The organism is Burkholderia sp. 22088 (genome assembly GCF_052045915.1).
Classification (GTDB): Bacteria; Pseudomonadota; Gammaproteobacteria; order Burkholderiales; family Burkholderiaceae; genus Burkholderia; species Burkholderia cepacia.
In genome coordinates this window covers 144,227-159,032 of sequence record NZ_JBQEPY010000002.1, presented here as the reverse complement: position 1 = coordinate 159,032, position 14,806 = coordinate 144,227, and the positions used below count along the sequence as shown (strand labels likewise).

13 protein-coding genes are annotated in these 14,806 nt (G+C 66.5%); 8 read left to right on the top strand and 5 right to left on the bottom strand.

All coding sequences use genetic code 11. The features are described from left to right. Positions 1–188 precede the first annotated feature (188 nt). On the top strand, positions 189–821 hold the full coding sequence (locus ACTJLD_RS03785) for a LysE family translocator (protein WP_059687693.1): 633 nt from the start codon (positions 189–191) through the stop codon (positions 819–821). Between the two features lie 79 nt (positions 822–900). Here the strand turns inward: ACTJLD_RS03785 and ACTJLD_RS03780 are convergent, their stop codons facing one another. Continuing rightward, a complete protein-coding gene (locus tag ACTJLD_RS03780) occupies positions 901–2,529 on the bottom strand; it encodes an NADP-dependent glyceraldehyde-3-phosphate dehydrogenase (protein ID WP_059624114.1) in 1,629 nt (542 codons plus the stop codon). Between the two features lie 928 nt (positions 2,530–3,457). On the opposite strand from ACTJLD_RS03780, the gene ACTJLD_RS03775 reads away from it, so the two are divergent. Then, positions 3,458–5,587 carry a TonB-dependent receptor gene (locus ACTJLD_RS03775; protein ID WP_440658010.1) on the top strand — a complete coding sequence of 710 codons (2,130 nt, stop codon included), beginning with the start codon at positions 3,458–3,460 and terminating at the stop codon, positions 5,585–5,587. 75 nt (positions 5,588–5,662) lie between these two features. Beyond that, positions 5,663–6,157 (top strand): hypothetical protein, encoded by a 495-nt coding sequence (locus ACTJLD_RS03770; protein ID WP_440658009.1) that lies wholly within the window; start codon positions 5,663–5,665, stop codon positions 6,155–6,157. A gap of 13 nt (positions 6,158–6,170) precedes the next feature. On the opposite strand, the gene ACTJLD_RS03765 is transcribed toward ACTJLD_RS03770, so the two are convergent. After that, positions 6,171–7,118, bottom strand: coding sequence for a LysR family transcriptional regulator (locus ACTJLD_RS03765; protein WP_027789767.1), 948 nt, complete (start codon positions 7,116–7,118; stop codon positions 6,171–6,173). A 226-nt stretch (positions 7,119–7,344) separates the two neighbouring features. Between ACTJLD_RS03765 and ACTJLD_RS03760 the strand changes: the two genes are divergently transcribed. Next, the gene (locus ACTJLD_RS03760) at positions 7,345–8,373 is read left to right on the top strand and encodes a DUF1338 domain-containing protein (RefSeq protein WP_059687527.1); all 1,029 of its coding nucleotides are present in this window, start codon (positions 7,345–7,347) and stop codon (positions 8,371–8,373) included. A gap of 360 nt (positions 8,374–8,733) precedes the next feature. Here the strand turns inward: ACTJLD_RS03760 and ACTJLD_RS03755 are convergent, their stop codons facing one another. The 3 genes from ACTJLD_RS03755 to ACTJLD_RS03745 all read right to left on the bottom strand — a co-directional run bounded on the left by ACTJLD_RS03755 (position 8,734) and on the right by ACTJLD_RS03745 (position 9,585). Then, on the bottom strand, positions 8,734–8,931 hold the full coding sequence (locus tag ACTJLD_RS03755) for a CsbD family protein (protein ID WP_021162617.1): 198 nt from the start codon (positions 8,929–8,931) through the stop codon (positions 8,734–8,736). 56 nt (positions 8,932–8,987) lie between these two features. Next, on the bottom strand, positions 8,988–9,338 hold the full coding sequence (locus tag ACTJLD_RS03750; RefSeq protein WP_027789765.1) for a BON domain-containing protein: 351 nt from the start codon (positions 9,336–9,338) through the stop codon (positions 8,988–8,990). Between the two features lie 82 nt (positions 9,339–9,420). Next, entirely contained in the window at positions 9,421–9,585 is a 165-nt protein-coding gene (locus ACTJLD_RS03745) for a hypothetical protein (RefSeq protein WP_021162615.1), read from the bottom strand. A gap of 371 nt (positions 9,586–9,956) precedes the next feature. Between ACTJLD_RS03745 and ACTJLD_RS03740 the strand changes: the two genes are divergently transcribed. The 4 genes from ACTJLD_RS03740 (at position 9,957) to ACTJLD_RS03725 (ending at position 14,758) form a co-directional block, all read left to right on the top strand. Continuing rightward, positions 9,957–11,489 carry a helix-turn-helix transcriptional regulator gene (locus tag ACTJLD_RS03740; protein ID WP_060350285.1) on the top strand — a complete coding sequence of 511 codons (1,533 nt, stop codon included), beginning with the start codon at positions 9,957–9,959 and terminating at the stop codon, positions 11,487–11,489. Between the two features lie 140 nt (positions 11,490–11,629). Then, positions 11,630–11,821 carry a CsbD family protein gene (locus ACTJLD_RS03735; protein ID WP_027790671.1) on the top strand — a complete coding sequence of 64 codons (192 nt, stop codon included), beginning with the start codon at positions 11,630–11,632 and terminating at the stop codon, positions 11,819–11,821. A 417-nt stretch (positions 11,822–12,238) separates the two neighbouring features. Continuing rightward, positions 12,239–13,390 carry a branched-chain amino acid ABC transporter substrate-binding protein gene (locus tag ACTJLD_RS03730; protein WP_027790672.1) on the top strand — a complete coding sequence of 384 codons (1,152 nt, stop codon included), beginning with the start codon at positions 12,239–12,241 and terminating at the stop codon, positions 13,388–13,390. A 195-nt stretch (positions 13,391–13,585) separates the two neighbouring features. After that, positions 13,586–14,758 (top strand): NAD(P)/FAD-dependent oxidoreductase, encoded by a 1,173-nt coding sequence (locus ACTJLD_RS03725; protein WP_059692821.1) that lies wholly within the window; start codon positions 13,586–13,588, stop codon positions 14,756–14,758. Positions 14,759–14,806 lie beyond the last annotated feature (48 nt).

Below are 14,806 nucleotides of genomic sequence, written 5' to 3'. Positions count from 1 at the left end.
GGATGGCCGCCGCGGCCGGCGAAAACCGGGGGCGAATGTGACGGGTGTTTCAAAACCGAGACGGATTCGCCCACGGCGAGCCGGCTGCACGACCTGTCCAACTGGCCCAGCGAATTGCCGGCCAATTGTCCATGGGCAGACGGCGCGCGTTTGCCAACAATGCGCTGATCATCCCTGCGAGGTTCGACATGAGCGTCCACGCATTTTTCTCGGCCAACCTGCTGTTGGCCTACACGGCCTATTTCATCGGGACGGCCAGCCCCGGGCCGAGCAATCTCGCGATCATGTCGGTCGCCGCGAACCAGGGCCGCAAGGCGGCGCTCGCGTTTGCGCTCGGCGTGATTTCAGGGTCGATGGTCTGGGCGACGGTGGCGGCGCTCGGCGTGTCGGCCGCGCTGCTGGCGTGGTCGAAGCTGCTGGTCGCGATCAAGATCTTCGGCGGGTTGTACCTGATGTGGCTGGCATTCAAGTCGGGGCGCACGGCATGGTCGGGCAAAGCGGCGACGTCGCTGAACGCAGCGGGCGAGCAACGGCTGTCGCGTTTCTACGTACGCGGCGCAATGCTGCACCTGACCAATCCGAAGGCGATCCTCGTGTGGGTGTCGATCGTCGCGCTGTCGTCGAATGGTGCGGGCGCGTCGCACGGCGCTGTCGTGCCGGGCTGCCTCGTGATCGGGTGCCTGGTGTTCGGCGGCTATGCGCTCGTGTTCTCGATGAACGGCGCGCGCCGGCTGTACGTGCGCGGCCGGCGCGCGATGGAAGCGTGTCTCGCCGTCGTGTTCGGCGTGGCGGGGATTCGGCTGCTGGTGTCGAACGTGTAGGGCATGCGACGGCCATGCGGGCGCACGGCCGGCGCAAGCGGCTCGCGGGTGAGCGAGCCGTGCCGCGCGGCCGCCGTACTCAGAAAATGAAGCCCGTGTTGATGAACTTCGACGTGTGATCCGACACGATCGAATCGAGCAGCTGCTTGCTGCTGTCGGTCTGCTTCGCCGCGACCATCGAGCGGATCGAGAACGCGCGCAGCGCGTCGCTCACCGACAGCGTGCCTTCCGCCGAATCCTTGCGGCCCGCGAACGGGAACACGTCCGGCCCGCGCTGGCACTGGCAGTTGAGGTTCACGCGGCACACCTGGTTCACGAGCGGATCGACGAGCGCGCCGATCTGCACCGGATCGGAGCCGAAGATGCTGACCTGCTGGCCGTGATCCGACGTCGTCACGTAGTCGAGCGCCGTCTCGACGTCGTCGAACGGCGCGACCGGAATGATCGGCCCGAACTGTTCCTCGCGGTACAGTTTCATCCCTTCCGACACCGGGTACACGACGGCCGGATAGAACAGCGTCTTGCTGAACTCGCCGCCCGAATGGTTGACGACCTGCGCGCCCCTGGCCTTCGCGTCGTCGATCGCGTCCGTCATGTAGGCCGTGCGATGCATCCCGGGCAGCGGCGTGATGCTGACACCCTTCTCCCACGGCATGCCGATCTTCAGCTGCTCGAGCGCGGCGGTGAAGCGCTTCAGGAATTCGTCGACGATCGAGCGGTGCACGAGCAGCATCTTCAGCGCGGTGCAGCGCTGCCCGTTGAACGACAGCGCGCCGAGCAGGCACTCCTTCACGGTGAGGTCGAGATCGGCGTCGGGCAGCACGATCGCCGCGTTTTTCGCGTCGAGGCCGAGGATCGCGCGCAGGCGGTGCGACTTCGGGTGCTGCTTCTTCAGGTGGTCGGCCACCTTGCTCGAGCCGATCAGCGCGAGCACGTTGATCTTGCCCGACGCGAGCATGTGCGGCACGACCACCGCGCCGGGCGCGTAGATCGTGTTGATCACGCCCTTCGGGAACGCGTCGCGGAACGCCTCGAGCAGCGGCTCGAACAGCAGCGTGCCGTATTGCGGCGGCTTGAACACCACGGTGTTGCCCATCAGCAGCGCGGGGATCAGCGTCGCGAACGTCTCGTTCAGCGGATAGTTGTACGGGCCCATGCACAGCACGACGCCGAGCGGCGTGCGGCGGATCTGGCCGATCGTGCCTTCCGCGATCACGAAGCGCGAGTTCGCGTTGTCGAGCTCCTTCAGCGCGTCGATCGTCTGCGTCATGTACGTGACGGTGCGGTCGAACTCCTTCTGCGAATCGGCGAGGCTCTTGCCGATCTCCCACATGATCAGGTTCACCACCAGCTCGCGCTGCGCGACCATCCGCTTGATGAAGTCCTGCATGCACGCGATGCGCTGCTCGACCTTCATCGTCGGCCACTCGCCGCGGCCCGAGTCGTATGCGCGCACCGCGGCGTCGAGCGCCGCGTCGCTTTCCGGCTCGCCCATCACGGGATAGCTGCCGATCTCGACCTGCTCGACGCTGCCGTCCGCCTGTCGCACACACACGGGCGACAGCACGGTCTTGGTCGCGCCGTCCCACGGGCGCAATTCGCCGTCGACGAGCGACACGCGCTGGTGGATCGGCGAAGCGAGCCGGTACTCGGCGGGAATGTCCTGAAAGGCGGGAAACAGCTGTTGCAGGGAAGCGGAATCGGGCATGACGGTCTCGTTTGACGGGGTGTCCGGGAAGGACGGGCGATGCGAATCCTGAGCTGAGCGATCCTCGATCCTGAATCGGCATGATGACGCGCGCACGACGAAGCGTCACGGGGAAACATGGCCGAATCAGCGAATGGAACCAGTTCCATTAAAAAGGAACGCCGGCATGAATGCAAGATTTGCCGAATCGTGCCGCATGCATTGAAAGCATCCGGAAAGACTGTTGCCGAATGCTTGGTATAACACGCCACAGGCACCCGCAAACGTTTCCCTGTGGCCGGATTGCGCGGATAATGGCTCGGCGCGGCGAAGAAAAAAATGAAGTGAACCTGAGAGCACACGGAGTGAAGAACAGAAGAAAATCCGCCGCACTGCCGATGCGAGGTCGGCTGCCCGGAGCGCCGGGTCGGGGTTGCCCGGTCCGGCGCGCACCGGACTTCGAATGCATGCCGTCTGCTTCGACGGATGCTTCGTGATCCTCTCCAGTCTATTCGTCGTCAAATCCCGAATCCCGCCTGGCACCCGGCCCTTCATCGCCCGATGGGGGAGATGGAATTCTTTCGTTTCAATTACGTTCTGGCCGCACAAAAGCTCGAAACGGAAAGGTGTTCGTCAGGAATACGGAGCGCCGGGCGCATGCACGTTGCGGGCAGGCGACACGTCGAAAAATTACTAAAAACACGAATCATTCTCGTTTAATATTTCGCTCCGTTACAAGTCGCGACAGAACGTCGCGGCTCGTTTCGAGCCGGTTCCGCCGGCCGGCAGCCACCCGCGCCGGCTGTGCGTCGGCCGGCGGATGCGACGGGGAGATCCCCCGCGCATCGTCTCCTTCACGGAACGCTTCGTCGGTCGATTCGCCGCGTGATGCGCGCGTCGGCCGGATGCGTTTTCGTTCGCCGTTTTTCCTTCAGCCCCTACGTTCACGATGAAACTCAACAAGAGCGCCTGCCATGCGCTTCTGATCGCCACGTCGCTGGCCGGCGCACGCACCTCGTTCGCGCAGGCGAGCGACACCGCGGCGACGCTGCCCGCGATCTCCGTCAATGCGGCTGCCGAGCATGCGTCGTACGACGGCGGCCACTCGCGCGCGGCGACCAAGACCGACATGTCGCTGATGGACGTGCCGCAGACGGTGAACGTCGTTCCGCACGCAGTGATCGAGGACCAGAACGCGACGTCGATGCAGGATGCGCTGCGCAACGTGCCGGGCATCGGTTTTTCGGTCGGCGACGGCCAGCGCGACCAGATCACGATCCGCGGCTTCAACAGCATCACGGACCAGTACGTCGACGGCATCCGCGACGACGCGCTGTACTACCGCGACCTGTCGAACGTCGATCGCGTCGAGGTGCTGAAGGGGCCGGCGGCCGTGCTGTACGGGCGCGGCTCGGCGGGCGGCATCGTGAATCGCGTGCTGAAGCGGCCGGAAGCGAACCCGGTGCGCGACGTGGGCGTGACGCTCGGCACGCGCGGCGAGCGGCGCGGCGAATTCGACCTCGGCTGGAACGCGAACGATGCGGCGCGTTTTCGCATGACCGGCGCGGCCGAGAACTCGAACAGTTTCCGCGACCAGTTCCAGCTCAACCGCCAGGCGATCGCGCCGTCCGCGCAGTTCAAGCTCGACCGCGACACGGTGCTGAACGTCGAATTCGACTACCTGCACGACCGCCGCACGTCCGACCAGGGCTTGCCCGCGTATCGCGGCCGGCCGGTCGATGTGCCGATCAACACGTATTACGGCTCGGCCGACGCGGCGAACAGCTCGTACAACGACATCTCCGCGAAGAGCGCGACGGTGTCGCTCGATCACCGCTTCAGCGATTCGCTGTCGTTTCACGGCGCGATCCGCGCGTACGACTTCTCGCTCGAACGCAAGAACTACGTGACGTACGAGCCGATCAAGACCGCCGCGCACCCGGTCGTGACGCTCGACCAGTCGACGCGCCAGCGCACCGACCACGGCATCGACGGCCTGTTCGAGCTCACGCAGAAGACCTCGCTGTTCGGCATGCGCCACGAGCTGCTGTACGGGCTCGAGCTGTCGCAGCAGCAGAAGTTCGACACGATCTACAGCGTGTCGAAGGTCGCGACCTACGATCTGTTCAATCCGCAGCAGGTGATCCTGCCCGGCGTGCCGACCGGCGCGCGGGCGAAGACGAACGCGTCGACCGTCATCGGGCTCGCGGGCGTCTATGCGCAGGACCTGATCTCGCTGACCGAGCACTGGAAGGTGCTCGCGGGGCTGCGTTTCGACTACCTGAACCAGATCCGCCACGACTACACGTCGTCGAACGTCAACCTCGACCGTACCGATCACGCGTGGAGCCCGCGCGTCGGCCTGATCTACGAACCGCTCGACTGGCTGACGCTGTACGGGTCGTTCAGCCAGTCGTTCTCGCCGCTCGCCGATACGCTGATCAGTGCCGGCGCGTTCGCGAACGGCGCCGCGCTGGCGCCGCAGAAGACCACCGCGTATGAAGTCGGCTCGCGCTTCGACCTCGGCGGCAAGGCGACGGCGAGCGTCACGCTGTTCGACATGCGCCAGACCGACCAGCAGATCGGCGACCCGAACAATCCCGGCTACGCGCTGCCGATCGGTACGCAGCACGTGCACGGGATGGAGCTGGGCTTCACCGGCGAGATCGCGCCGAAGTGGTCGGTATATGCGGGTTACGCGTACCTGAACGGGACGGTCGACGGCTCGGCGCAATCGACGGCAGCGGGCGTCACGGTGGCGAGCAACACGCCCGGGCTGATGCCGCGCCACAGCGCGAACCTGTGGATCAAGCGCGAGCTGCCGTACGGCTTCTATGCGGCGGCCGGCATGCAGTTCCAGTCGGCGCGTTATACGTCGGCGAGCGATCTCGTCACGCTGCCGTCGTTCACCACGTTCAATCTCGGTGCCGGCTATCGCAGCAAGAAGGTCGACGTGACGCTCACGCTCGACAACCTGTTCGATCGTCGCTACTTCATTGCCGCGCACGGCAATGCCGACCTGTACAACATGCCCGGCGACCCGCGCACGCTCACCGCGACGGTGAAGTGGCATATGTGACGCTCGTCACGCGCATCACGCGGGCGTTGCGCGACAATGCGGGTCATCGTCACGATGGCCCGCCTTTCGCTCCCCATGATCCGCCAAGCGCTTGATGTATCGAACCTGACCGGCCGCGCCCGCACGTTGTGCGCCGTATTGTTGCTGGCGTGCGGCCCGGCCGCGGCGGGCGAGCAGCCGATCCTGGCCGATGCCGAGCCGGAATGCCATGCCGTGCATGTCGACCGGACGATCACGCTGTCGGGGCGTTACGCGGTCGATTACGACGATGAAGCGATCGGGCCGGACGTGTGGTTCGAGGACGACGATGCGTCGGCGATGCGCTTGCCCGACCGCTCGCAACGTGCGGGCATGATCGTTTTCACGAACCAGGACGTTGCGCGGCGCGGGCTGCGGCTGCCCGCCGCGCAGCCGCACGGCGTTTGCCTGCTCGACGGGCGCGCGACGCTCGTGATCCGCAATCTGTATACCGCGTGCCCGGGGCTGGAAACGCCCGATAGCGCGCGGCTGGTGAAAGTCGTCAAGGCCAGCGTGCCGGCGCGGCATGCCTGCAACGCCACCGCACGCTGACGCAATCGCGCTGCTACTCGACGTCCTCGTCATCCTCCAGATCGGCATCCTCCTCCACGCGCTCCGGCGCCGCATACGCGCTCGCCTGCTCGAGCAGCCAGCCGCGAAACAGCTCCAGCGGCTTGCTGTGGCTGAACTCCGTCGGATACACGAGGTAGTACGCGGAATCGCCGACCGTCGCCGCGTCGCACGGCACGACCAGGCCGAGCTGCTGCAACTGTTCCTCGACGAAGAATTTCGGCACGAGCGCGACGCCGAGCCCGGCCGCCGCTGCGCTGATCAGCATCGTGTGCAGCTCGTAGCGCACGCCCTGCATCGTGCGGATGTCCTCGACGCCGTGTGTCTCGAACCACTGCGCCCACGCGCCGGGGCGCGTCGTCGAGTGCAGCAGCGGGTAGGCGAGCAGATCCTCGACGCGCTCGACGGGCCGGTCGAGCAGCGCGGGCGAGCAGATCGGCACGACTTCCTCGCCGAACAGGTAGTCGGACGACGTACCGGGCCAGGTCGGCTTGCCGTAGTGGATCGCGGCCTCGAAGTGCGTGTCCTCGAACGAGAACAGGTCGGTGCGGCTGCCCATGTTCACGCGCACGTCGGGCGTGCGGTCGTAGAAGCTCTTGATGCGCGGGATCAGCCAGTGCGACGCGAAGGTCGGCAGCACCGCCAGCTCCAGGTAGCCGCCGCCGCTGCCGTGCGCGATGATCGACAGCGTGTCGCGGTCGAGCGCCTCCAGCGCGCGGCGCACCTGCGTGCCGTAGAGCTTGCCGGCGCGCGTCAGCACGACGCGCTGCTTCACGCGTGCGAACAGCCGCACGCCGAGGCTGGCTTCCAGCGTCGCGATCTGGCGCGAGACCGCGCTTTCCGTCAGGAACAGCTCCTTGGCCGCGTGCGTGAAGCTCTCGTGGCGGGCGGCGGCTTCGAAAGCCACGAGCGCGCCCATGTTGGGGATCTTGAATTTGCGCATGATGTTCGATTCGTCTGACGGTCAGGCCCGCGCGGCGTCGGGCGGAAGGCGGGGCCGAGGAACGGCTGATAATTCCAAAAACTCATCACGTATCAATTTAATCTCGCTTTACGCCCGGCTGCAACCCTTTGAATAATGCTCCCCACGCAAGGTCAGGCGCCCGCTGGGCAGCCGGCCGACGAGTTGCCGGCACGTTTGCCGGCGGTCCCCCGAGACGAGAATCCTGATGCGCAATCCGAATATCGAGAGCTTGCTGACGAAGCTGCTGGGACAGGCGAAGACCGACGCCCTGTTCTCGACCCTGAACATGCCGGCCATCCTCGAAGAATGGGAGGACGGCGTCGTGACGCGCGCGGAAATCGCGCAGGCGATGAACATGGCGCTGTTCGAAGGGCTGCTCGAGCGTTCGGCGAACGGCCGCGCGTACACGGCCGACGCGATCGAAAGCGGCGGCTCGGTCTATTTCGACCACGGTGCGCTGCGCACGGTGCGCTGGCCGCACACGGGCGCGCTGCCGCCGGGCGAGGCCGCGTTCACGCGCATCCTGCGTCCGCTCGGCTTCCGCCTGAACGGTCGTTACCCGCTCGACAAGCTCGGCATGACGGGCCGCGCGTATGCGCATGAAGACGCGCCGGACGAAATCGCGCAGTTCTTCGTCAGCGAACTGCATCCGGAACGTTTCTCGAAGGAATTCCAGCAGGCCGTGACGAACGTCGTCAGCTCGTCGCGCGATCCGCTGTCGCCGGCGGCCGTCGCGCTGCTGTGGGAAGTCGAGCGCGAAGGCTGGCTGTCGCTCGACGCCGCGCACGCACTGCTGCCGGAGATCGTCGGTGCGTTCGCGCGCCAGCACGATGTGCCGAACGAACTCGATTACGAAACGCTGCTGCTGGAATCGGCGGAAATGGCGTGGATCGCGACCGAAGGCAACGCGTTCAACCATGCGACCGATCGTGTGGCCGACGTGTTCAAGCTGTCCGACGACGAGAAGGCGAAGGGCCGGCCGATGAAGCCGGAAGTCGAGCGCTCGCGCTCGGGCCGCGTGTTCCAGACCGCGTATCGTGCCGACACCGTCGAGCGCGAGTTCCGCACGCGCGACGGCGGCACGGTGAAGCGCAACGTGCCGGGCTCGTTCTACGAGTTCATCACGCGCAAGCGCACGTTCGACCAGGCGGCGCGCCGCTGGGTGACCGACCTGCGTTTCGATGCGGGCAACGCGCAGGGCATCTTCAAGATGACGGCGAACGCGGCGAAGTAACGAAGCGAAAGCGGGGTACGCCGCTTTCGGAAGCAATGAGCCGATCGGGCAGGGCGCAAGGGCGTCCTGCCCGATTTGCGTTGGGCGGCGGCCCGCGATGCAACGCAATACGCGCGATCGGGCGAATGCCGGATCGCGGCGTCACGGTCATCGATGTGGTTGGGGAAAGTGGAAAGCGGCAAAGCGGCCGGCCCATGCCGCGCCCCGTGCCGTCAGAACACGTGCGTGATCAGAAAGAACAGCACCAGCAGCCCGACCGGCACGCCGAGCAGCCAGGCGATCAGGTATTTGCCCATGTCGTAGGTCCTGGTGGCCGCGACGCCGTCGGCGCCGCGGCGGTTGCATGAATGTGCTGTCGCGTCACAGCTCGCGGTCGAATTCCTTCAACTGCTTCTCGGCCGCGTCGCGGGCGATCCCGTACCGTTCCTGGATCTTCCCGGCGAGATACTCGCGATTGCCGTCGGCGACGGCCAGATCGTCGTCGGTCAGCTTGCCCCACTTGGCCTTCAGCTTGCCGGTGAGCTGCTTCCACTGGCCCTTGATCTTGTCCTCGTTCATCGTGTGCTCCTTGTCGTGCAGGGATAAAAAGCGCGGCGGCGTGCCGCGCCGGGAGGTCAGGCCTTCGCCTTCAGGCCGGATGCGTCGACGTGCTTCACGCCCTTGACCGCGCGCGACACGGCGATCGCCTTCTTCACGGCGATCTTCGTCGGCAGCACGCCGGTCAGCGTGACGACGCCGTCGACGGTCTTCACGCTGATGTCGACGCTCTTCAGGCCGTCGGTGGCGGCCAGCTCGCCCTTCACCTTGGTCGTGATCCATGTGTCGGTGACGGGCTGGTTCGATTCGGTCTTCATGCCGTTGTCGGTGGATGCGTCCTGCGCAACTGCGTTCGTGAGCGGCGCGGCGCCGAGCAGGAAAGCCGCGCTGACGGCGAGCAGTGTCGAAAGGTGCGAGATTTTGTTCATTGATGTTCTCCTTCGATTGATGGGGTGAGTGGACCGATCGTCGAGCACGGATCGTGCCGCGCGTTACTCCCGCGTTACTCCATTACCCGGCGATCGGCGTGTCGTAGCCGGGCTCGCGCGGCGGCATGTCCGGGCGCGGCACGTCGGGCGGCAGCGGAACCGGCGGATCGGTACCGGGCGGCGGTTCGGGCGGGTTGTCCGGCGGCGGTTCGGGCCGCGTCGGATCGGGTGTCTGATGCAGCTTCATCGTGCTTCTCCTCTGCGGTTCGGATGGCAGCGCATGAGCGCCGATGCAGAACCAGCGTACCGGGTCGAACGTGCACGGGCATCGCGCAAATTCACCTGATCGGCTAGTGCGTTTGCACGGGGGTGTCGTGAAGGGGAGGTGGTGCGCTCGCGGGGGGCGGCGCGCGCAAAGCAGGCGCGGAGAATGCTTCCGGGATCGGCGGGATGCCGCACGGTGGCGGCACGCGGTGCGAATGTACTATGGCGATTAGTGCATCCGCGCCTGTCGCGCACGGATGCGGCGCGCGATCATCGCCACACGCGCCGGCCGGCGCGTGTCGACGAAGCGGCAACCGGGCCGGCGGTCATGCTGACGACATGGACAAGCATTCGATGAACGAACAGGTAAACGAACAGGTGCTGAAGTCGCATACCGACCGGCGCCAGCTGCACCAGATCATCGCGGGGCTCACCGAGGGCGTGATCCTGGTCGAACCCGACCAGCGGATCGTCTGGGCGAACGAGGCCGCGCTCGCGATGCACGGCGTGACCGAGCTGAAGGCGCTCGGCGAGACCGTCACCGATTACCGCGAGCGCTTCCGGCTGCGCTACCGGAACAACCATCCGGTGCGCGACGGCCACTATCCGATGGATCGCGTGATCGCGGGCGAGGAGTTCAGCGACGTGACGGTCGAAGTGGAATCGGCCGCCGACGAATCCGTGAGCTGGGTCCACCGCATCCGCAGCCTCGTGCTGACGAACGCGGCAGGCGAACCCGACTGCCTCGCGCTGGTGCTGCACGACGCGACCGAATGGGCGAGCGCCGAGGAGCGCTTCGAGCGCACCTTCAACGCGAACCCGGCGCCGGCCGTGATCTGCCGGCTCGACGACCTGCGCTACGTGAAGGTCAACCAGGGTTTTCTGGACATGACCGGCCACGCGCGCGACGACGTGCTCGGCCGTTCGGTGTACGAGCTCGACGTGCTCGAACAGGCCGAACGGCGCGAGCTCGCGATCGAGCGGCTCGGCGAAGGCGCAACGATTCCGCAGATGGAGGCCGTGCTGAAACTCGCGGACGGCAGCACGAAGGCCGTGGTCGTCGCCGGGCAGCCCATCGACATGAACGACGAGGCATGCATGCTGTTTACGTTCATGGATCTCGAGCCGCGCAAGCAGGCCGAGCGCGCGCTGCGGCAGAGCGAGGAACGCTTCGCGACGGCGTTCCGGATGGCGCCGGTCGCCACCGCGATCGTCACGGCCGACCGCTTCGAATTGCTCGACGTGAACGGCGCGTTCGCCGCGATGACGGGCCATGCGCAGGACGACCTGCTCGGCAAATCCGCGGAGGAAATCGGGTTGTGGGCCGAACGCGGCGCATGGCAGCGCATCGAAGGCCGGCTCGCGCGCGACGGCAGCGTGCGCAACGCCGACGTGCAGATTCGCACGCGCGATGGTGACGTGCGCGATTGCGTCGTGTCGGCCGACCCCGTCGCGATACACGGGCGCGACTGCCTGCTCGTCGCGCTGCTCGACATCAGCGATCGCAAGCGCACGGAGATGGAACTCGTGTACGCGATCGAAACGGCGATGCAGGATGCGTCGTGGTTCAGCCGCACGCTGATCGAGAAGCTGGCGAACGTGCGGCGTGCGAACGCGCCGGATGCGGGCGCGCAACTGTCGGACCTGACCGCGCGCGAGCGCGACGTGTTCGACCTGCTGTGCCACGGTCTCGCCGACAAGGAAATCGCCGGCCGCCTCGGGCTCGCGCCGAACACCGTGCGCAATCACGTCGCGACGATCTACGCGAAGCTCGACGTGCACAGCCGCGGCGAGGCGATCGTATGGGCGCGCGAACGCGGAATCGTCGGCGCGGCCGACGCGAACGGCACGCGCGGCGCGAAGGCGGGCGAGAACGGCAAGGACTGACGCCGTCGGTACGAATGCACCATGCGCGCTGGTGCATCCGCATCTGCCGCGCGCGGCGCCCGCTTGCGATCCTGTCCACTCGGCGGCGCGGCGCTGGCCGTCATGCCGCCGGTTCTCCCCAACCATCGCAGGAGACGACCATGGACAGGAATCGGATCGAAGGCAAGCTCAAGCAGGTCAAGGGTTCGGTCAAGGAAGCGCTCGGCAAGGTCACGGGCGACCGCAAGACGGAAGCGGAAGGCGTCGCCGAACAGCAGGCCGGCAAGCTTCAGGAGCAGGCCGGCGAGGCGGCGGATGCGGCGCGCAAGCAGACGGGCGCCGATCGGCACTGACCGATAACGCGGCGCCGCGGGCGTCGCGGTGGCCGCCCCGGGCCGTCATCGCAACGATGATGCGCTGCCGGCATGACCACGGCCGGCCTTGATGGACGGGCGCCGGCGCAGCTTCCCATGAAAACTGCCTGCCCGCGGTTCACGGCTGCGCGGGCCGCGGGCCGGCCGCGCATGCGGAACTTGATGACAAATCCTCACTACATAGTTCCGATATTTCGTTTGCTGCACGGGTATTGGCTACCCACAATCCATTCACCTCTTTCGCGATGAAAGGCTCTTCGGAGACGGAGCCGCGGCGATCGACCGGCCAGGTGCGTTGCACGACGCCCCGGTAGCGGACGAGACGACCGGCACGCGAGAGGGTGTCGACGCGCGGTGGTCGCGCGTTGCATCCCGGCCCCCAGAACAAGGATTGTCATGACGTTCCGCATTCGTTCGCTTTCCGGCGTCGCATTGACCGCCGCGATTCTCGCGCTCCAGACGGGCGCGGCCCACGCGCAGGAGACGGTCGTCAAGGTCGGCGTCGCTGGCCCGCTGACGGGGGGCGGCGCCGCCTACGGCAAGGACATCGAGAACGGCGTGCGCATGGCCGTCGACGAAGCGAATGCCGCGCATCCGACGGTGGGCGGCAAGCCCGTGAAGTTCGTCGTCGCGTCGCAGGACGACCAGAGCGATCCGCGCACCGGCGTGCAGGCCGCGCAGCAGCTCGCCGACGCGCAGGTGGCCGTCGTGATCGGCCACTTCAATTCGGGCACGACGCTGCCCGCGTCGAAGATCTACGCGAAGGCCGGCATTCCGATGATCACGCCGTCGGCGACCAATCCCGACATCACGCGTGCCGGGCTCGGCACCGTGTATCGCGTGATCGCGACCGATACGCAGAACGCCGGGAACGCGGGCGCCTATGCGGCGAGCGTGACCAAGGCGAAGCGCATCGCGATCATCGACGACCGCACCGCGTTCGGCCAGGGCGAAGCCGACGAATTCGAGAAGGCCGTGAAGGCGAACGGCGGCACGATCGTCGCGCGCGAATTCACGAACGACAAGGCGGTGGATTTCAGCGCGCAGCTCACGAAGATCAAGAGCACCAACGCCGATCTCGTGTTCTTCGGCGGCCTCGACGCGCAGGCTGCGATGCTCGTGAAACGCATGCGCCAGCTCGGCATCCGCGCACAGTTTCTCGCGGGCGGCGGTGTGATGAACGCGAACTTCATCAAGCTGGCCGGCAATGCGGCGGAAGGCGCGGCCGTGTGGGAATACGGGCAGCCGCTGTCGCGTCTCGCGAAGGGCAAGGCGTTCGAAACGAAATTCCGGCAGAAGTACGGTGTCGACATGCTCGCGTACGCGCCGTTCGCCTACGACGCGACGTGGATCGCGATCAACGCGATGCAGAAGGCGAACTCGACGAAGCCGGCCGATTTCAACGGCGCGCTGAAGGGCACGCGCTACGACGGCATCACGGGCACGATCGCGTTCACGAACACGGGCGACCTGAAGAGCCCGAGCTCGACGCTGTACGAGGTGAAGAACGCCGCGTGGCAGCCCGTCACGACGAAATCGGCGGATTGAACGCAACAGGCGCGCGCGGACTTTCGCGGCGCTGCCGGACGTGCTGAAATGCCATCGGCGATCGGTTGCGATCGCGGCGCACGCCGGTGCGGCAGCCGCACGAGTCCGCCCGCGCGACGCCGCGTGCGACGCGGCACGAACAACCCACGGGCGCGGCCGGGTGGCCGCGCCCTTCATGTGCAACTGGAGTCAGTCGTGAGTTCTCAAGTCGTCATCGTCGGCGGTGGTGTGATCGGCAGCTCGATCGCCTATTTCCTGCGCGCCACCGATCCCACGGTATCCGTAACCGTCATCGAGCGCGACCCCACCTATGCGAGATCGTCGTCGGCGTTGTCGGCCGCGTCGATTCGCCAGCAGTTCTCGACGCCGCTGTCGATCCAGATGTCGCTGTTCGGCATCGACTTCCTGCGCACGATCGGCGAACGGCTCGAAGTGGACGGCCACCAGCCGTCGATCGACCTGCACGAAGGCGGCTACCTGTTCCTCGCGACGCCGGCCGGCGACGCGACGCTGCGCGAGAACCATGCGCTGCAGACGAGCCTCGGCGCGGATATCCGGCTGATGGACCGCGATGCGCTGCGCGCGAAGTTTCCGTGGCTGAACGTCGACGATCTCGTCTCGGGCTCATATGGCGTGAGCGGCGAAGGCTGGTTCGACGGCTACGGGCTCGTGCAGGCATTGCGCAAGAAGGCGCAGGCGCTGGGCGCGCGCTACGTGCCGTCCGACGTGACCGCGGTGGTGCGCGACGGCCGCAAGGTGACGCATGTGGTCACGGCCGACGGCGAACGTTACGCGTGCGACACGCTCGTCAACGCGGCCGGTGCGTGGGCCCGCACGCTGTCGTCGATGATGGGCATCGACATCCCCGTCCATGCGCGGCGCCGCAGCATCTTCAACGTGTCGTCGCCTGCCAGGCTCACGGATTGCCCGCTGCTGATCGACCCGACCGGCGTGTATTTCCGGCCGGAAGGGCGCACGTACATCTGCGGGACGTCGCCGAGCCCGGATCGCGATCCGGACGACCTGCCGCTCGACGAAGTCGACCACGACCTGTTCGACGAGGTGATCTGGCCGACGCTCGCGAACCGCGTGCCGGAGTTCGAGGCGCTGCGCGTGGAAAACTGCTGGTCCGGGTACTACGAGTACAACGTGTTCGACCACAACGCGATCATCGGCTATCACCCGGACCTCGACAACGTCGTGTTCGCGAACGGCTACAGCGGCCACGGGTTGCAGCAAGGGCCGGCGACGGGGCGCGGGGTCAGCGAACTCATTCTGGGCGGGCGTTACGACACGCTCGACCTGTCGTCGCTCGGTTGGGCGCGGGTGCTGGAAAACCGGCCGATCGTCGAAAAGAACGTCGTGTAGCGCGGCGTGCCCCGCCCGGTGTGGTGGGCGGGATTCTCCTTGTGTCTC